This is a genomic window from Paraburkholderia sp. BR10936 (genome assembly GCF_040965735.1).
Classification (GTDB): domain Bacteria; phylum Pseudomonadota; class Gammaproteobacteria; order Burkholderiales; family Burkholderiaceae; genus Paraburkholderia; species Paraburkholderia nodosa_A.
This window is the reverse complement of record NZ_JBFRCM010000007.1, coordinates 209,637-224,416: the sequence shown is the minus strand read 5'-3', so window position 1 is coordinate 224,416 and position 14,780 is coordinate 209,637. Positions and strand designations below refer to the sequence as shown.

Genomic DNA, 14,780 nt, shown 5'->3' with positions numbered 1-14,780 from the left:
CCCGGTTCGTTTGGAAACGAAACGATATGTGACGGGGCGTAACAGCGGGCCGGCAGGCACGCCGCACAGGACGATGCCTGCCGCTGCGGCGCAGTGAGGGCGGGAGCAAGCGCGATTTACACTTGCTTTCGATTCTTTACCTATGCGCGCTGAGTTGAAACTTACGATGGCTAGCGCCTGAAACATCGGGCCCCAAGGCGGCCGGAGACCTCCGTTTCCGGCCGCCTTGCTCATTCGTAAATAAGTCAGCGGAATGGCCCACAATAAATGAACAGCTTCGATACCGTCATTCTGGGAGCCCTCACCCAAGTCGATCTGCCGCCACTGCTCAATCATGCGATCCGGGTGATGGTGGGACTCTATACGTTCAAGGGGTATTTCCTCATCCCGCTCATCTGGTGGATCTGGTTTCAGCCGAACGAGCGGCGCGAGTGGCGGCGCGAGATGATGATCGCCACGGTGACGAGCGGCCTGATCGCGCTCGCCGTGGGACGCCTCCTCGCGCGTTTACTGCCGTTCCGCCAACGGCCGCTATTCAATCCCGATCTGCATCTGCATTTCGCCTCGTCGTCGCTGCGGGCGGCCGGGCTCACCGACTTCAGTTCGTTCCCGAGCGATCACGCCATGCTGTGGGTGGCGATTGCGATGGGGATCTTGCTGGTATGGCGTGTGGTCGGCGCGCTGGTGATGTTATACGTGGTACTCGTTATCTGCCTGCCGCGTGCGTATCTGGGCTATCACTACCCCACGGATTTGATCGCGGGCGCCGCAATCGGCGTGGTGATTACCTGGCTGATGACGCGCGACGCAGTCAGGAAGCGGACCGCCGAGCCCGCTCTGCGCCTGATGGTGCGCTTTCCCGGGGCGGCTGCCGCATTCACATTTCTCGTGTGTTTCGAACTGGTCACGCAATTCGACGATCTGCTGCGGCTCGCCCACTCCGTGGTGCACGGCATGATCTGAAAACCGGCGCGGGCGGCGTCTTCCGTACGCCGCCCGCGCGGCGTCACACTGCGCCCGGATTGACGTACGCCGTCTTGACCGTGGTGTAAAACTCGCGAGCGTAGCTGCCCTGCTCGCGCGGGCCGTAGCTCGAACCCTTGCGGCCGCCGAACGGCACGTGATAGTCCACGCCCGCCGTCGCCGTGTTCACCATCACCATGCCGGCCTGCACATGGCGGCGGAAATGGTTGGCATGACTGAGCGAAGTCGTGCAGATGCCGGCCGACAGACCGAACTCCGTGTCGTTCGCCACGGCGAGCGCCTCGTGATAGTCCTTCACCTTGATGACCGAGGCGACGGGGCCGAACACTTCTTCGCGGTTGATGCGCATTTGCGATGTCGTGCCGGTGATCAGCGCGGGGGCAAGGAAGTAGCCGCGCGTGGCGCCTTCCACGCGCTCGCCGCCGTACACCTCGCCGCCCTCTTCACGCGCGATCGCAATGTAGCGCTCGTCCTGCTGAAGCTGCTTGTCGTCCACCACCGGCCCGATATGCGTGCCGTCCGCCAGCGCGTCGCCCGTCTTCAGCGTTTTCATGCGCGCCTTCATCGCTTCGATGAAACGGTCGTGAATGCCTTCGGTCACGATGAGGCGGCTCGACGCCGTGCAGCGCTGCCCCGTCGAGAAGAATGCGCCGTTGATGCAGGCGTCCACGGCGACGTCGAGATTGGCGTCGTCGAGCACGACCATGGGATTCTTGCCGCCCATTTCCAGCTGGAACTTCTTGCCCGTTGCAAAACACTTCGCGCCGATCGCGCGGCCCGTCGGGACCGAGCCGGTGAAACTCACGGCATCGACATCGGGCGAGCTGACGATCGCCTCGCCCACCACCGAGCCGCGCCCCATCACGAGGTTGATCACGCCGGCCGGCGCGCCCGCTTCCGCAATGATCTTCACGAGCTCCCACGTGCTGGCCGGCACGAGGTCGGCAGGCTTGATGACGACCGTGTTGCCATAGGCCAGCGCGGGCGCGATCTTCCAGGCGGGAATGGCGATCGGAAAGTTCCAGGGCGTAATGAGCCCGATCACGCCGATCGGCTCGCGCGTCACCTCGACGGTCATGCCGGGCCGCACCGAAGGCACGATCTCGCCGCCAAGGCGCAGCGCCTCGCCGGCGAAGAACTTGAAGATCTGCGCCGCGCGGCCCACCTCGCCGATGGCCTCGGGCAGCGTCTTGCCCTCTTCGCGCGCCAGCACGCGGCCCAACTCGGCCTTGCGCGCGAGAATGACACTGCCCACCTGGTCGAGCAGATCGAAGCGTTGCTGCGGCGTGGAGAGCGACCATTGCGCAAAGGCCTTGCGCGCGGCGGCGATGGCGTCGCGCGTCTGCGCGTCGTCTGCCTGCGCGAACTCGCCGATCGCGTCGTCGAGATTGGAGGGATTGATGTTGGTGGATGCCGTAGCGCCGCGCACCCACTGGCCGCCGATGTAATTGTCGAACTGGTTCATGTCGCGTTTCCCGATTCAGTGGCTCACAGCAATCCGCGCGCAGCCAGATTGCGATAGAGCGCGCGCACGCCGAAGGTCCACGGCGCGAGAGCCGTGCTCAATTGCACGGTGTTGATCAGCGCGCCGAGTTCCGGCGCGGAAATGGTGACCTTGTCGCCAAGGTGGTGCGTAAAGCCGCCGCCTTGCGTGTCGCGATCCTTGATCGGCGAGAACATGGTGCCGAGAAAGAGCATGAAGCCGTCGGGATACTGGTGATGCGGGCCCCACGTCTGCGCCACGAGGTCGGCCGGGTCGCGGCTGATTTCGCTCATGTGGCTGATGCCTTCCAGGACGAAGTCGTCGTCCGTGCCCTCCACGCGTAGCGCGACGCTCGTCTTGCGCACCGTGTCGAGGCTGAACGACTGGTCGAACAGACGCACGAACGGGCCGATCGCGCACGAGGCGTTATTGTCCTTGCACTTGCCGAGCAGCAGCGCCGAGCGGCCTTCGATGTCGCGCAGATTGACGTCGTTGCCGAGCGTCGCGCCGACAATCTCGCCGCGGCTGTTCACGGCCAGCACGATTTCCGGCTCGGGGTTGTTCCAGACCGAAGCGGCCAGCAAGCCGACAGCCGCGCCAAAGCCTACCGCCGACATCGGCTGCGACTTCGAAAACACTTCCGCGTCGGGCCCGATGCCCACTTCCATGTACTGGGACCACGCGCCGCGCCGCTCGAGTTCCGCCTTTAGCTTCATCGCTTCGTCCGAGCCCGGCTTGATCTTCGAGAGATCGGTGCCGATCGTGGCCGCGATGGTTTCGCGCACTTCCTGCGCTTTCGCGGGATCGCCGCCCGCCTGCTCTTCGATCACGCGCTCGATCAGGCTCACCGCGAACGTCACACCGCAGGCCTTGATGGCCTGCACGTCGTTGGGCGCGAGCAGACGCAGCGCTGGCTCCCCGCTGCCGGGCAAATTCGCTTCGATCAGCTTCTGCACCGGGCCGAGCGATTCGCCGCTCACGGTGCGCGCGAATTGCGCGAGGTCCTCGCGGTCGAACAGATCCGCGGTGGTCGGCGCGCTGGCCGTGATATCGATGACTTCGCCGTTGCGCACGAGCACGACGGAGGGGCCTTCATGTTCGCCTGCCTTGCGCCACACGCGGCCAACGAGCAGCGCCTGCCCGACATCGCCGGGAAGCCAGTTTGAGGGGGTGTTCGAGGTCATGGTGCGTCCAGTTGAGTGTCCGGTTAATGCGAATGGCGCGGGTTGCCGCGCTCGGCGATCACTTTCAGATAAAGCGTGGCGGGTTCGAGGCATCCGCCCGTGGACAATTGCCCCACCGTCTTGCGGTAAAGCTCCTGCCAGGGCGTCTGTGCAGGCGGCACCTCGAAGTGCGCAGTTTCGCGGCGGCGCGCCAGCTCGGCTTCGTCGACCAGCACGTTCACGCTGCGCGCGTTCAGATCCACACGAATGCGGTCGCCTGTTTGCAGCAGCGCGAGGCCGCCGCCCACTGCCGCCTCGGGCGACATGTTCAGGATCGACGGGCTCGCCGACGTACCGCTCTGTCGGCCATCGCCCAGCGTGGGCAGTGACGTGATGCCCTGGCGCACGAGTTCCGCCGGCGGCGCCATGTTCACCACTTCGGCGCTGCCGGGATAGCCGACCGTGCCGGTGCCGCGAATCACCAGAATGCAGTGCTGGTCGATTTCGAGCGACGGGTCGTTGATGCGTGCATGGTAGTCCTCTGGACCGTCGAACACGATGGCGCGTGCCTCGAAGGTGTTTTCCGCACCCGGCTCGCTCAGATAGGTTTGCCGGAAGGCGTCGCCGACCACCGACATCTTCATGATCGCGCTGTCGAAGAAGTTGCCCGAGAGCACCATGAAGCCTGCGCCGTGCTTGAGCGGGTCATCGGTTGTCCTGATGACTTCGCGATCGGGCTCGGGCGTGCCGTCGGCGATGGCGCCGATGGTGCGGCCCGATACCGTGAGGCATTCGCGATGCACGAGACCCGCGCGATCGAGTTCGCGCAGCACGCCGGGCACGCCGCCCGCGCGGTGGAAGCTCTCGCCCAGATACTCGCCTGCCGGCATGCAGTTCACGATGAGCGGCACCTGTTCGCCGACGCGTTGCCAGTCTTCGAGGCTCAGCTCGATGCCCATGTGCCGCGCGATCGCGATGAGGTGCGGCGGGCAGTTGGTCGACGCACCCAGCGCGGAGGCCACGACGATGGCATTCTCGAACGCCTCTTTCGTCATGATGCGCGAAGGCCGCATGTCATAGCGCACGAGGTCGACAATGCGCTTGCCGGTTGCGTACGCCATCTGGCCTCGCTCGCGGTAAGCGGCCGGAATGCTGGCGCAGCCGGGCAGCGACATGCCCAGCGCTTCGGCGAGGCTGTTCATCGACAACGCCGTACCCATCGTGTTGCAGTGGCCGATGGAGGGCGACGAGGCCGTCGTGAGCTCCATGAAGCCCTCGTAGTCGATCTCGCCTGCCGCCAGCAGATTGCGCGCATGCCAGATGACCGTGCCCGACCCGACGCGCTGGCCGTTATGCCAGCCGTCGAGCATTGGGCCGCCCGACAGCACGATGGCGGGCATGTCGACCGTTGCCGCGGCCATCAGGCACGCGGGCGTGGTCTTGTCGCAGCCCGTGGTCAGCACCACGCCATCGAGCGGGAAACCGTGAAGAATTTCGACGAGACCCAGATAGGCCAGATTGCGGTCGAGCGCCGCCGTGGGCCGGCGGCTCTGCTCGGCGAGCGGATGGACCGGAAATTCCATTGGGATGCCGCCCGCGTCGCGAATGCCCGCCTTGGTGCGGGCCGCCAGCTCGATATGGTGACGGTTGCACGGGGCGAGATCGCTCCCCGTTTGCGCAATACCGATGATGGGGCGGCCCGATTGCAGTTCTTCCCGGGTCAGACCGTAATTCATGAAGCGCTCGACATAGAGCGCGGTCATGTCCGCATGGGCCGGGTCGTCGAACCATTCCTGGCTGCGCAGGCGCCGTGCGTTGGGCTGGGTCATATCACTCACTTGCTTGTTCCTTGTCTCGACGATGTGGCACGCAGGTCCGCGCCATTTGTTATCGGTAACATTTCTGGATATTAGCACTTTGCAAGCGCCCTGTGCACCAGGTGAGACCACGCGTTTTCCCGACTTCGGCGCCCGCGACCGACTTGCCGTAGCGCCTCGTCTCATGCTAATTTAGCGCCCGCTGTGTTACCGATAACAAACAATGCGCTGTTCACAGCCAGCGCAGAGATCCAGCAAGCACACCACGAAGCTCGTGGAATCGCCTCCCCAGTACCGGGAGCGTTCAAAGGCATATGTGAAAGGAGACACATCCCATGCCAACCCTGACCCAGATTGCGGACTCGCCGGCCGCCGTCAACGAAGCCGAAGAACGGCTGTACCGCAAGGTACTGAAGCGCATCTTGCCGCTTCTGCTTCTGTGCTATGTCGTCGCCTACCTCGACCGCGTAAACGTCGGCTTTGCCAAGCTGCAGATGCTCGATTCGCTCGGTTTGAGCGACAGCATCTATGCGGTGGGCGCAAGCATTTTCTTCTGGGGATACTTCCTCTTCGAGATGCCGAGCAATCTGCTCCTGCATCGCTATGGCGCGCGTTTCTGGATCGCGCGCATCATGGTGACGTGGGGCATCGTGTCTTCGTCGCTCGCCTTTATCGCGCCGCTCGCGAGTATCTTTCACGTGCAGACCTCGACGATGTTCTACATCCTGCGGTTTCTGCTCGGCGTCTGCGAAGCGGGATTTTTCCCCGGCATCATTCTTTACCTGAACTACTGGTTTCCGGCGCGTCGCCAGAGCGTCGCGATGTCGGGGTTCCTGATCGCCATTCCGGTGAGCCTCACGCTCGGCGGCATTATCTCGGGCTGGCTGATGGAAAACACGCATGGCCTGTTGGGCCTGGGCGGCTGGCAGTGGATGCTGTTGCTCGAAGGCATTCCTTCGATTCTCGTCGCCTTCGTGGTGCTGCTGCGCATGGGCGACGGCATTCAGTCGGCGACATGGCTGAGCGCCGCCGAAAAAGCCGTGCTGCAAAAGAATCTCGAACAGGAAAGCGCGAAAAAAACGCATAGCGCCGTGGCAGCGCTGAAAAGCCCGCGTGTCTGGCTGCTGACGTTCATCCTGCTGACCTTCAATACCGGCTTCTATGGCCTGGCATTCTGGCTGCCTTCCATCATCAAGGCTTCCGGTGTGAAGAGCACGTTCAACATCGGCTTGCTGACCGCCATTCCCTACCTCAGCGCCGTCGTCGCCATGATCTGGAATGCGTCACACTCGCGCAAGACGGGCGAGCGCCGCCTGCATGCGGCCATTCCGGCCTGTATCGGCGGCGTCGGCCTGATTCTGAGCGCACTCTTCGCGCACAACGTGCCGCTCTCGATCGTATTCCTGACGATCGCCACCTGCGCGATCCTCGGGCTCATGCCGATTTACTGGACGTTCCCGGGGCAGATTCTCTCCGGCACGGCCGCGGCGGCCGGTATTGCGCTCATCAACTCGGTCGGCAATCTCTCCGGCTTCACGGGTTCCATGATCACCAGCGTGGCGAAGGACCTGACCGGCGACATCAACAACGGCACCTATGCGCTGGGCGCCTGTCTGCTCGTGAGTTGCGTTCTGATTCTGTCGATTCCGCAAAGCATGCTGAACCGCGACCCGGTGGAAGAGAACTGAACGTTATGCGAATCGGCTAGATCGTCCGTTGCGAGGGCCACCTTCCACCACCTTCCGGCTGGGCCCTCCTTACACAAACCCGTTTTGAAAATTGCGTCGGCCTTGCGCCGGCGCTTTTTTTTGGCCTCTGCGCTTTGGCGGGCACGGGCAATCGTCCCACCTGAACACCCCAGCGCCCGCACGAAAAGCGTGCAAAAAAAACAATTGGAATTGTCTCAAGAATTGAAGCACGCTGCCGATAAGACGTGAAGTCTGTTTTCCGCCCAGTGCACCGCTATCGGGCCATTGACACGCAACGGAGACGCTGTGATTCGAACCTGCCTTGGCGGCCTGCTGCTCGCGCTCGGTTGCATTGGCACCGCGGTTGCCGCGGGCCCCGACTGCTCGCGCTCATTTACGCTCGCCTTACACGATCACGGGCTGCTCTACTCCGTCGACACCGACACGGGAATCGACAAGGACTTCGCTGACGCCCTCGCGCGGCGCAGCGGCTGCCAGATTCGCGTGAGCCTGATGTCGCGCGCACGCATCTGGAAGCTCATCGAATCGGGCGCGCTCGATTTCAGTCTGTCGGGCATTGCCAACGAAGAGCGCAATCAATACGCGGATTTTGCCTGGTACTTCAGCAACAAGTACTATCTGCTGGTTCGCAAGGATTCAGGCATTCATCAACTGGCCGATTTCGAGCACAACGACAAGTTTCAGCTCGGCGTGATCCGCAGCTTCCGCTATAGCGAGTCGGCCAACCGGCTGGTCGATTCGCTCTCGGCCGAAAACCGCGTGAGTCAGGCCGGGGGCCTCGAGCCGCTTTACCAGGCGCTGATCCTTGGCCGCATTCAGGGAATGATCATCGAGCCGTTCGATTATCCCGCCATCGATGAAGCGAAGATTCGGAGCGTGACCAATATCGTGGAGTTCGACGATCCACCCATTCCGCATGGACTCATCATGTCGAAGAAGGCGCTTTCGCCCGAGGAGCGGGACAAGTGGCGCGCCCTCGTCAACGAAATGATCGCGGACGGCACGGTGCGGCGCATCTTCACGAAGTATTTCAAGCCTGACCTCGCCGATTCGATGGTCCCCTTCTAGACGCCGCCATGACCCGGACGCGCCTCGTTCTGCTCCCGCTACTGGTTCTCGCCGCCGCGCTCGGCGTGACCTGGACGCTCTGGAACCACGAGCGGGAAGCGGCTCGCCACGAACTGCTGACGCAGTTCGATTACTCACTCGGCGACGTCGTGAGCCGCATCGAACAGCGCATGGGCACTTACCAGCTGTTGCTGCGCGGCGTGCAGAGCCTCTTTGCCGCCACCGGCGAGGTCGATCGCGACGCGTTCCGGGCGTACGTCAATACACTCACTCTCGACGCCAACTTTTCCGGCATCCAGGCCATCGGCATCGTCGCGTGGGTGCCGCAAACGCAAAAGGCCGCACATATCACGGCCATGCAGCAGCGCGGCGTGCCGGGCTACTCGATCCAGCCCGACGGTCCGCGCGCGAACTACGCACCCATCATCCAGCGCGAGCCGTATATCGGCGCCAACCGCGCGGCGCCCGGTTTCGACGCCTGGGCCGACCCGGTGCGCCGGCGCGCCATGGAGCAGGCGCGCGACACCGGCATGGCGACCATTTCAGGAAAGGTGCGCCTCTCGGTCGACACCGATCCCGCCGCCGACCCCGGCTTCGTGATGTACATGCCCGTCTACGCACGCGGCTCGGCGCCGGAAAACGCCACGGAACGCCAGGCGCAGCTGGTGGGCTGGGTCTATGCGTCCTTTCGCATGCACGACGTCATTGCCAGCCTTTACGGCGAGGAACCGCCCGGCCTTTCGGTCTCCATCTACGACGGCGTGGAATCGTCGCCGGACGCCTTGCTCTACAGAACGTCGGGCGCCCCCGCCCCTCACCTGCCCAGCGATCTTTCGGCAACCGAATATCTGGTGGTCTGCGGGCACGACTGGATGCTCAAGCTGATGGCGCGCGACGGCTTCAAGGCGCGCTTCGGCCGCGACGCGGCAACGCTCATCGCGATCACCGGAACGGGTCTGAGCCTGCTGCTCGCGCTGCTCACGCGCCTCATGATGACGGGCCGCAGCCGCGCGATACGTCTTGCCTCGTCGATGACGAAGGAACTGCGCGAAAGCGAGGAAAAATTCCGCGCCATTGCGGACTGTACGGTCAACTGGGAAATCTGGTGGTCGCCGGAAGGCAAGCCGCGCTGGATCAATTCGGCGGTGGAGCAGTACATCGGCTATACCGTCGACGAATGCATGGCCATGAGCGACTTCGCCTGCACCGTGATCTATCCGGGCGATGCCTCCTACGTCGCGCCCGAGTTCCGCGGCGCGCAACTGGGCTCGCGTGGCGACAATCTGGAGTTCCGCTGCGTGCGCAAAGACGGCTCGCTCATGTGGCTCTGTGCCTCGTGGGTGCCGATTACCGACTCGAAAGGCGACTTCATCGGTTTCCGCACGAGCGGGCGCGACATCACCGAGCGCAAGATCGCCGACCAGCGCATCAAGGAGCTGGCCTTCTACGACGCGCTCACCGGCTTGCCCAATCGCACGCTGCTGCTCGACAACCTGAAAGACGCCCTGACCGACAGCGCAAGAAACGGCACGAGCGGCGCCCTGCTGTTCATCGATCTGGATCACTTCAAGACGCTGAACGATACGCTGGGTCACGACAAGGGCGACCTGCTGCTGCAGGAAGTGGCCAAACGCCTGGCGGCGAGCATACCCGCGGGCGACACGGTGGCGCGCGTGGGCGGTGACGAGTTCGTCGTCGTGGTGGGGAACCTGAACCCCGTTCCCTGCGAAGCGGCCCGCCAGGCCGAGGCCCTGGGCGAGCGGATTCTCGCCGTGCTCGGGAATCCTTATCGACTCGACGAGATCGACTACCGCAGCACGGCGAGCATCGGCGCAACCGTATTCAAGGGCTTCCAGGCGACGACAGACGACCTCATGAAGCAGGCCGACCTCGCCATGTACAAGTCCAAGGAACGCGGACGCAACGCGGTGCGCCTCTTCGACCCCGACATGCAGACGGTCGTGGTGGAACGTGCCGCGCTCGAAGCGGCACTGCGCGAAGCCATCGAGAACGAAGAGTTCGTGCTTCACTACCAGATGCAGATCGACAGCGGCCGGGTCACCGGCGTCGAGGCGCTGGTACGCTGGCGTCATCCGCTGCGCGGGCTCGTGTACCCGGCCGATTTCATTCCCGTGGCCGAGGAAACCGGGCTCATCGCCGAGCTGGGCGGCTGGGTGCTGCGCGCGGCCTGCACCCAGCTGGCGCGCTGGGCCACGCAGCCCGACACGGAGCATCTGACCATTGCGGTCAACGTCAGCGCGCAGCAGCTGCACCAGCCCGACTTCGTGCAAAGCGTGCTGGCCATGCTCGAACAGACTGGCGCAAGAGCGGACCGGCTCAAGCTCGAGTTGACCGAAAGCGTGCTGGTCGACAACGTGCAGGAGATCATCGAGAAGATGGAGGCGCTCAAGGCGAACGGCGTCGTCTTCGCGCTCGACGACTTCGGCATCGGCTATTCGTCGCTTTCGTATTTGAGGCGCCTGCCGCTCGCTCAACTGAAGATCGATCGATCCTTCGTGCGCGATGTCCTCGTCGACCCGAACGACGCCGCGATCGCCCGCACCATCGTGGCGCTCGCGCACAGCCTGGGCCTCGGCGTGATCGCCGAAGGGGTCGAGACCGAAGAGCAGCGCGCCTTCCTCGCCTCGGCCGGGTGTTACGCGTATCAGGGCTATCTGTTCTGCCGCCCGATTCCTGTCGAGGAGTTCGAAGCGGCATTGCGCGGGCTCGAGGCGTCGGAGTGCCTCACGGAGTAAGCGCGCCCCGCCGCCCGCCGCCGGTGGCATCACGCGTCGCCGTGCCCGCGCGGCACGAGCAGGTCGGAGAGGCCCACGCGATGCAGCATCTCCGCCCGCACGCGGTCCAGTACGGCAAAGCCAACGTCCGCGCCATCCTGGGTCGGGTCCACGTGCACCCGGAAGGGCCGCTTCCCGAAGGGGGCATCGACCACATCGACGATCGCCTCGGCCACGAGGCCCACGTCGGCTTGCGGCGGCACGATGGCGGCAAACGCCTCCTGGATCTGCTCGCCGAACCCGGCATAGGGGCCGGCTTCATAGGCGGCGACGACGCCCTTGTCTTCCGGGCTGCCCGCATGCGAAAAGTGATTCGTGCCCGAGGTGAAGGCGCCCGGCACGATGATCGACGTTTCGATGCCCCAGCGCGCAAGCTCGCGTGCGTACTGCACCGCAATCGCATCCATGGCGGCCTTCGCCGCAAAATACGGCGCGAGATAAGGCGGCGTGCCGCCCGCGGAACTGCTGCTCGACACCCATACCACGAGGCCCTCCCGCCGCTCGCGCATGTGCGGCAGCACCGCGCGGTTCACCCGCTGCGTGCCCAGCACGTTGATGTCGTACAGGTGTGCATACTGCTCCGGGCTGAACGCTTCGGCCGGCCCGAAGGCCATGTGGCCCGCGTTGTGGACGATCACATCGATACGCCCGCTTGTGGCAATTACGCGGGCGATGCCCGCGTCCACGGACGCCTGTGACTGCACGTCGAGTTCGACGGTGCGCAGATCCACGCCCTTGTGCAGCGAAAATTCCGCCATCTGCGCGACGACCGGGGCGTTGCGCCCGGCGCTCGCGCGCATGGACGCGTAGACGGTATGACCGGCGCTCGCGAGTGCTTCGGCAGCGAGGCGGCCAAAACCGCTCGATGCGCCGGTAACGACAATGACCTTCTTCATGATGGGCTCCTTGTTCGTCATGAAACGCTTGATCAGGACATCAAACAATGCCGCCGTTCACACGGATCGTTTGACCGTCGATCCAGCCTGCGCCGTTGCCGACAAGGAACGAGACCACCTCGGCGATGTCGTCCGCCTGGCCGAGCCGTTCGAGCGGCGGCATCTTTGCGAGGCGTTCGATCTGCTCGGGCGTCTTGTCCTTGAGGAACAGTTCGGTTGCGGTAGGCCCGGGGGCGACCGCATTCACCGTGATATTGCGGCCGCGCAGTTCCTTGGCGAAGATGTTGGTCATCGCTTCCACGGCAGCCTTGGTGGCGGCGTACACCGAGTAGCCCGGCAGCGCGAGCGCCTGTATGCTGCTCGAAAAGTTGACGATGCGGCCGCCCTGGCGCAGCTTCTTCGCGGCAATGCGCAGCGTATTGAAGGTGCCCTTGAGGTTGATCGCGACGAGCCGGTCGAACAGGGCGTCATCGGTATCGGCCAGATTGACGAGGCCCGGCTGCATGATGCCCGCGTTGTTCACCACGATATCCACGCCGCCGAAGAGCGTAATGGCCTGGTCGAACATTGCGGCCACCTGGGCGGGCACGGCCACGTCTGCCTGAATCGCCGCGGCGCGACCGCCCGCGGCCTTGATGTCCTCCACGACCGCATTGGCGTCTGCGGCGCGGCCGGCGTAGTTGACGACGACTGCGATGCCTTCGCCCGCGAGGCGTCTGGCGATCGATGCGCCGATCCCGCGGGAAGCGCCGGTGACGATCGCGACTTTGCTGGTGTTGGCTTGCGTGCTCATGGTGACTCTCCGTTCCGGTTGGGTGGGTGATGCAACGTGATGCGATGGGTGCATCTTCCCGCCAGCCAACGCTCCACGGTAGCCGCATAGCCAGAATATCGGTTATGCTCCCGGCGTATGACCATATTCAACGACCTGGGCCTGCTGCAGGCCTTCGTTGCCATCGTGGAGAGCGGCAGCATCTCCGCGGCGGCCCGCAAGCTGAATCTGAGCCAGCCCACGCTGAGCCGCCAGTTGCGTTCGCTCGAAGATCAATGCGGCGCGGCGCTGCTGCGGCGCGACACGCACCGCATGAGCCTCACCGAAACCGGCCACCAATTCCTTGCCGACGCCCAGGCGCTGCTCGCGCTAGCCGAGGAGTCCGCGCAGCGCATGCGGCGCGACCAGAGCGCGCTGAGCGGCAATATCCGCGTGTTCTCCACCATCGACTTTGGCCAGTCCGTGGTGAGCCGGATGATCAGCAGCTTTATCCAGGCGCACCCGGCAGTGAGAATGGAGCTGGCCTATTCGAACCGCCCGCTGCACATGATCGAAGAGGGCTGCGACGCGGGTATCGTCGCTGGCGTGCTCACTGACGATCGCGTCGTGGCGCGCTCGCTGGGCGAGATCCGCCGCTATCCGGTTGCCTCGCCCGCCTTCCTCAAGGATCACAAGTTCGCCAGCAAACCGGAAAGTCTCCAGGCCTTACCGTGGATCGCACTTTCGAGCCGGCAATTCGGCGGTTCGAGAGATGTCACGCTGTATTCGGGCGCGGCAACGTATACGTTGCAGATCGAGCCCGTGATGATCTCGGAGGGGGTGACGAGCATGCGCGAGGCCGCGCGCATGGGGCTGGGCCTGGCCGTGTTGCCGGAATGGCTGATCGAGGAGGATCTGATATCGGGCCGCCTCGTGCGCCTCTTGCCGAAATGGCAGGCGAAACCACTCGCCGCGCAAATCGTCTATCCCGTTCAAAGGCGGCTGCCGCTGCGCGTGCAGGCATTCACAGAATTCGCGACGGAATATATGACGACAGTGTTGAAGCCGCGATAACGCCGGACTCCGCTCATGCGAACGCTTCGGGCTAAGTGGCCCAACTAGCCGGTGCCCCACCAGGCACGATGCCATGCTCGACCGCGACCTCGGTCTACGCTGCAGCGTTCGTCGCGCTTGGCGGCGTTGCACTCGTCCTCGTCCTGGATCGTCATGAGCCGGCGCTCGCGTTAAATCACTATTTTCGATTAGGTTACCCAATCATTTTTGGTGGAGAGCAACATGCGCAAGATTCCCGCATTCGGCCTCGGCACGTTCCGCCTGCAAGGCCAGGCTGTGATCGACTCCCTGCGTAACGGCCTCGAAGTCGGCTACCGCGCCATCGATACCGCGCAGATCTACCGCAACGAGGCCGAAGTCGGCGAAGCGATCGCCGCTTCCGGCATCGCGCGCGACAATCTCTTTCTCACGACCAAGATCTGGGTCGACAACTACGCGCGTGAAAAGCTGGTGCCGAGCCTGAAGGAGAGCCTGAAGAAGCTGCGCACTGACGCAGTCGATCTCACGCTGATTTATTGACCCGCGCCCAACAACGGCGTACCGCTCGAAGAATTCATGCGCGCACTGGCCGAGGCGAAATTGCAAGGGCTGACCGGACAGATCGGCATTTCCAATTTCAATATCGAGCTGACGAAGCAGGCTGTCGCAGTGGTCGGCAAGGAAAACATCGCGACCAACCAGATCGAGTTGAGCCCTTATCTGCAGAATCGCAAGCTCGTTGAATTCCTGAAGCAGGAAGGCATTCACGTGACGTCGTACATGACGCTCGCCTACGGCAAGGTGCTCGGCGATCCGGTCGTCGGCGCGATTGCCGAACGGCGCCACGCCACGCCCGCGCAGGTGGCGCCCGCCTGGGCACTGCGCCTGAACTACTCCGTCATTCCCTCTTCGACGAAGCGCGAGAACCTGACCAGCAACCTGCTCGCGCAAACGCTGGAACTCACGATGACGACATGGTGCAGATCGCCGCGCTCGAACGCAACGGTCGTGAAGTGCGCCCTATGGGCCTCGCCCCGCAGTGGGACTAGAACGCCGCGCCG

General features: G+C 64.0%; 10 protein-coding genes and 1 pseudogene. 6 read left to right on the top strand and 5 right to left on the bottom strand.

Features of this window, described 5'->3' with window-relative positions; genetic code table 11:
- Positions 1–267: 267 nt before the first annotated feature.
- Positions 268–963: a phosphatase PAP2 family protein gene (locus tag AB4Y36_RS17500; RefSeq protein WP_368604703.1), complete on the top strand. Its 696-nt coding sequence runs from the start codon at positions 268–270 to the stop codon at positions 961–963.
- A gap of 43 nt (positions 964–1,006) precedes the next feature.
- Here the strand turns inward: AB4Y36_RS17500 and AB4Y36_RS17495 are convergent, their stop codons facing one another.
- The 3 genes from AB4Y36_RS17495 to AB4Y36_RS17485 are packed head-to-tail and all read right to left on the bottom strand — an operon-like array spanning position 1,007 to position 5,459.
- Positions 1,007–2,449, bottom strand: coding sequence for an aldehyde dehydrogenase family protein (locus AB4Y36_RS17495; RefSeq protein WP_342948309.1), 1,443 nt, complete (start codon positions 2,447–2,449; stop codon positions 1,007–1,009).
- 23 nt (positions 2,450–2,472) lie between these two features.
- The gene (locus AB4Y36_RS17490) at positions 2,473–3,651 is read right to left on the bottom strand and encodes a fumarylacetoacetate hydrolase family protein (protein WP_368604705.1); all 1,179 of its coding nucleotides are present in this window, start codon (positions 3,649–3,651) and stop codon (positions 2,473–2,475) included.
- A 23-nt stretch (positions 3,652–3,674) separates the two neighbouring features.
- On the bottom strand, positions 3,675–5,459 hold the full coding sequence (locus tag AB4Y36_RS17485) for an IlvD/Edd family dehydratase (RefSeq protein WP_342948370.1): 1,785 nt from the start codon (positions 5,457–5,459) through the stop codon (positions 3,675–3,677).
- Between the two features lie 323 nt (positions 5,460–5,782).
- On the opposite strand from AB4Y36_RS17485, the gene AB4Y36_RS17480 reads away from it, so the two are divergent.
- From AB4Y36_RS17480 to AB4Y36_RS17470, 3 genes are all read left to right on the top strand, one after another.
- Positions 5,783–7,135 carry an MFS transporter gene (locus AB4Y36_RS17480; RefSeq protein WP_368683679.1) on the top strand — a complete coding sequence of 451 codons (1,353 nt, stop codon included), beginning with the start codon at positions 5,783–5,785 and terminating at the stop codon, positions 7,133–7,135.
- 306 nt (positions 7,136–7,441) lie between these two features.
- Positions 7,442–8,224 carry an ABC transporter substrate-binding protein gene (locus AB4Y36_RS17475; protein ID WP_069262347.1) on the top strand — a complete coding sequence of 261 codons (783 nt, stop codon included), beginning with the start codon at positions 7,442–7,444 and terminating at the stop codon, positions 8,222–8,224.
- 8 nt (positions 8,225–8,232) lie between these two features.
- Positions 8,233–10,980: an EAL domain-containing protein gene (locus tag AB4Y36_RS17470; RefSeq protein WP_368683678.1), complete on the top strand. Its 2,748-nt coding sequence runs from the start codon at positions 8,233–8,235 to the stop codon at positions 10,978–10,980.
- 29 nt (positions 10,981–11,009) lie between these two features.
- Here the strand turns inward: AB4Y36_RS17470 and AB4Y36_RS17465 are convergent, their stop codons facing one another.
- Both AB4Y36_RS17465 and AB4Y36_RS17460 read right to left on the bottom strand, forming a co-directional pair.
- Positions 11,010–11,915 (bottom strand): SDR family oxidoreductase, encoded by a 906-nt coding sequence (locus tag AB4Y36_RS17465; RefSeq protein WP_069262445.1) that lies wholly within the window; start codon positions 11,913–11,915, stop codon positions 11,010–11,012.
- A gap of 40 nt (positions 11,916–11,955) precedes the next feature.
- Positions 11,956–12,708, bottom strand: coding sequence for an SDR family oxidoreductase (locus AB4Y36_RS17460; protein ID WP_342948313.1), 753 nt, complete (start codon positions 12,706–12,708; stop codon positions 11,956–11,958).
- Positions 12,709–12,825: 117 nt separating this feature from the next.
- Between AB4Y36_RS17460 and AB4Y36_RS17455 the strand changes: the two genes are divergently transcribed.
- Both AB4Y36_RS17455 and dkgB read left to right on the top strand, forming a co-directional pair.
- Positions 12,826–13,740, top strand: a complete 915-nt coding sequence (locus AB4Y36_RS17455) for a LysR family transcriptional regulator (protein ID WP_368683677.1) — start codon at positions 12,826–12,828, stop codon at positions 13,738–13,740.
- Between the two features lie 222 nt (positions 13,741–13,962).
- Positions 13,963–14,768 (top strand): annotated as a pseudogene (dkgB, locus tag AB4Y36_RS17450) (2,5-didehydrogluconate reductase DkgB).
- Positions 14,769–14,780: the final 12 nt, after the last annotated feature.

What these genes read in the sequence shown, in the direction of transcription:
- AB4Y36_RS17490 (WP_368604705.1), bottom strand. Translation starts at nt 3,651, where the DNA reads ATGACCTCGAACACCCCCTCAAACTGGCTTCCCGGCGATGTCGGGCAG.
- AB4Y36_RS17460 (WP_342948313.1), bottom strand. Translation starts at nt 12,708, where the DNA reads ATGAGCACGCAAGCCAACACCAGCAAAGTCGCGATCGTCACCGGCGCT.
- AB4Y36_RS17500 (WP_368604703.1), top strand. Translation starts at nt 268, where the DNA reads ATGAACAGCTTCGATACCGTCATTCTGGGAGCCCTCACCCAAGTCGAT.
- AB4Y36_RS17470 (WP_368683678.1), top strand. Translation starts at nt 8,233, where the DNA reads ATGACCCGGACGCGCCTCGTTCTGCTCCCGCTACTGGTTCTCGCCGCC.
- AB4Y36_RS17455 (WP_368683677.1), top strand. Translation starts at nt 12,826, where the DNA reads ATGACCATATTCAACGACCTGGGCCTGCTGCAGGCCTTCGTTGCCATC.
- AB4Y36_RS17480 (WP_368683679.1), top strand. Translation starts at nt 5,783, where the DNA reads ATGCCAACCCTGACCCAGATTGCGGACTCGCCGGCCGCCGTCAACGAA.
- AB4Y36_RS17485 (WP_342948370.1), bottom strand. Translation starts at nt 5,459, where the DNA reads ATGACCCAGCCCAACGCACGGCGCCTGCGCAGCCAGGAATGGTTCGAC.
- AB4Y36_RS17465 (WP_069262445.1), bottom strand. Translation starts at nt 11,915, where the DNA reads ATGAAGAAGGTCATTGTCGTTACCGGCGCATCGAGCGGTTTTGGCCGC.
- AB4Y36_RS17495 (WP_342948309.1), bottom strand. Translation starts at nt 2,449, where the DNA reads ATGAACCAGTTCGACAATTACATCGGCGGCCAGTGGGTGCGCGGCGCT.